Origin of the sequence: Geobacillus proteiniphilus, assembly GCF_001908025.1 — a bacterium.
GTDB classification, from domain to species: Bacteria; Bacillota; Bacilli; order Bacillales; family Anoxybacillaceae; genus Geobacillus; species Geobacillus proteiniphilus.
In genome coordinates, this window is the sequence record NZ_MQMG01000102.1 from 1 (window position 1) to 2,819 (window position 2,819).

Genomic DNA, 2,819 nt, shown 5'->3' on the forward strand with positions numbered 1-2,819 from the left:
GGGGACACCCTCTTTAATTGTGTCGCTTATAGCGTTATATCGCCGTTATGGTATTTGATGCGAGTCCGCAATTTGCGGATTCCAGACCCTAACTATTCATCAATTTGATGAACAGACTTATTTACCAAACAGACGGGCCCAAAACCCTTTCTTTTTCCCTTCTTCCTCTTTGGCCGCCGCGATCATTTTGCGTGTCTCCATGGACTCCTTTAGGGACTGCATAAGAAGTTCATCCCTTTTCTTTAGGTTTTCCTCTATGTATTTTTGTTGCTGATCCAGCCTCATCATGAGTTCTTTTAGCAACTCGTTCTGTTTGGCGACCATTTCTTTTAGCGCTTGTATATCATCGTTATAACGCTCCGATTCCGTTTTTTTCTCTATAACGCTGACCGCCATATTAGATTGCCGAACCCATGCCATTACTGCTTCCGCCGCTTGTTCGAGCGTCATATCTAAAATGATACGCCCTGTCAGGTCAGAAAGGACGGGGACAAACGGATCCCTCTTTGTCGGATCAAGGCTAATCGCTCTTTGACATAGGAGAAAATCATTGGGATCGTGTATTGGAAATAGGGAAGGAGAAAGGGGGGAGTACCGTCCCTGGCATTCGGAACACCAATAACGGGGGAGCCAAATGCAATACGTTTGATCTCTTACAACGGCATTCTTCTCGTAATATCCATGGCGATGAAGGAGTTCGTTCACACCGTTTATGCTATAGGATTTTCCTCACTTTTTTCAATAAGAGTAAATATGATCGACAATTTTAAGTTATGCTTGGCTTCAAATCCTATATCGATAGAGAATTGGTATCTAATAGTAAAATATTACTATTTTTCGACATAATACAAATTGTAACAAATTTCGACATAGTTTCCATTGTATAATTATTTAAAAAATAATAAAAAAAGAAAGGGGATTTGGCAAAATGACATTTAGCAAGAAGAAAAAGAATCTACTAATTATCTTAGCTTCATTAGTTCTTTCGATCATTACAATTACTAGTGCCTATGCCGCAGTTTTAGTTGAACAATCAGGACTTAATTTACGCGTAGGGGAAAGTAGCGCAACTACTTCTCGAGTAACAGTTGAAAGTGGACAAGAGTTACATGTGGGCATTTATTATTACTATAATGCTCCTCGTAAAAGTACGACTTATAAGATATTTAAAAACGGTGTCGAATGGTATAAGGGGACAATTAGTGGAAGTGAGCGGTATGTTGAGAAAGTATTTAAGCCTGGACCAGGTGAATATTCTGTCAGACACTATAATACGCCTGAAAAAGATGTAAGTTCATATGGTGGAATTCAAGTTTATAAACCATAATTTCCATTTTATAAAATCGCAGTTGTTTAATTTTACAACTGCGATTTTTATTGTGTGCCGGGTAGGTCGATGAACTAGGCGGTGAAAGTCCTCTATGGGCGTCGGGGGATGTTGGGATATGTGAATCATCAGTCAAAGGCAAGGGTGTCCATGGAGAAGCGAAATCTGAAAGAAACCCTAGACAAACCCTTGAATCCAACGAAATACATTCGAGGTTGCGATTTCAGGATGGGGTTGCAAGACAAAACGAAGTCCCCAATTGATCGATCGTTGCCTATTACTCCATGTAAAGTTGGTGCAAACTAAATTCTCTGTAAATCTCTGTGCTTTTATTTCTCAATAAACATTGGAACTATTCTAAGCTGATTTCATGTGGATGAATCGATCGGAAAGATAAGACTGAAGAAGCCCTTATTGCTTCCTCGATTTTATATGCTAATGGAACGAGCTTGCGAGTGAATCATATTAATAAGGATTAATTTGGTAAAACGTATGCCTATGAAAGTGTAAATTATCACTTTATTTCCGCACAAAAAAGACTCTTTTTTGCACATTCCTTCGGAATATCCCTCTCCCCCTTTCCGAAAGAATGTGCTAAATTTTTTGTGAATTATTTCGGAATGGGACATGGGTGATTTCCAGAGGGGGGACGAGGACGTGATTCGGTTTCATGACTTTCAGGTCGATGTCCAGACATATGCCCAGCGGGGAAAACAAAACGACTTTCCCCTTCTTAAGCGGTGCCCTCATTGCCAGGCAAAACGCCCTCTTTATCGCCATGGGTACTACGAACGAAATGCCGTGACGTCGCATCAGTCTTATCGCATTTGGATCGCTCGGTATCGCTGCCCGGAGTGCAGGAGGACGGTGGCCGTGTTGCCTTCATTTCTTCTCCCTTATTTTCAGTATACGTTGCCCACCATATGGAGAGTGGTGAAAGAACGGTTGGGCCTGACTCCGAAACGGGGGATGGAGGAGGCTCCACTCCTTCCTACGGATGAAGGGGTTTTATTTTATGTCCGACGTTTATTCCGAAATTTGAACCACCTTCATTGGTTTTTTGCGGAGCGCTGGAGAAAAATTGGTCCTGCCATCGCCCAAGCGAGAGAACGAGCCCTATGGTGGATCCAGACGATGGAGGAGATCGGCCTCTTTTTCGTCATCCAAGAGATATGGGAGCACCGATCGACGCATCTTTTTGCACGTACATTCAGTTCCTGATTTTACTTATATCCCCTTATATGGAATCATTTATAGATTCCACAAACCTTTCCTCTCGACGGTCGGGGGAATGATCCGATAGGATAGAGACAGGATGGACCGATAAGGTCCTAGAATGGGATGAACGAAGGAGGAGATCGAAATGAATGAGTCGATGAGACAGGAGATCGCTTTATTTCGGTATGGATTGATCGCTCCATTGGTGAATGGACAAGTCGATCCAAAAACGTACTTGAAGGAAGTAGCGGAACGGATCCATCAAGTTCCCCAC

Annotated in this window: 3 protein-coding genes and 1 pseudogene; 3 read left to right on the plus strand and 1 reads right to left on the minus strand. The window is 42.2% G+C overall.

Annotated elements, in window-relative coordinates; genetic code table 11:
* Positions 1–117: 117 nt before the first annotated feature.
* Positions 118–705 (minus strand): DUF3967 domain-containing protein, encoded by a 588-nt coding sequence (locus BRO54_RS20720; protein ID WP_014195811.1) that lies wholly within the window; start codon positions 703–705, stop codon positions 118–120.
* A gap of 223 nt (positions 706–928) precedes the next feature.
* Between BRO54_RS20720 and BRO54_RS18600 the strand changes: the two genes are divergently transcribed.
* The 3 genes and pseudogenes from BRO54_RS18600 to BRO54_RS19660 form a co-directional block, all read left to right on the plus strand.
* Positions 929–1,327 carry a hypothetical protein gene (locus BRO54_RS18600; RefSeq protein WP_021321441.1) on the plus strand — a complete coding sequence of 133 codons (399 nt, stop codon included), beginning with the start codon at positions 929–931 and terminating at the stop codon, positions 1,325–1,327.
* A gap of 657 nt (positions 1,328–1,984) precedes the next feature.
* Positions 1,985–2,548 (plus strand): DUF6431 domain-containing protein, encoded by a 564-nt coding sequence (locus tag BRO54_RS20725; protein WP_011229674.1) that lies wholly within the window; start codon positions 1,985–1,987, stop codon positions 2,546–2,548.
* A 142-nt stretch (positions 2,549–2,690) separates the two neighbouring features.
* Positions 2,691–2,819: pseudogene (locus BRO54_RS19660) on the plus strand (IS481 family transposase); the annotation flags it as partial.

Coding starts and splice junctions, on each gene's coding strand:
- BRO54_RS18600 (WP_021321441.1), top strand. CDS start 929: ATGACATTTAGCAAGAAGAAAAAGAATCTACTAATTATCTTAGCTTCA.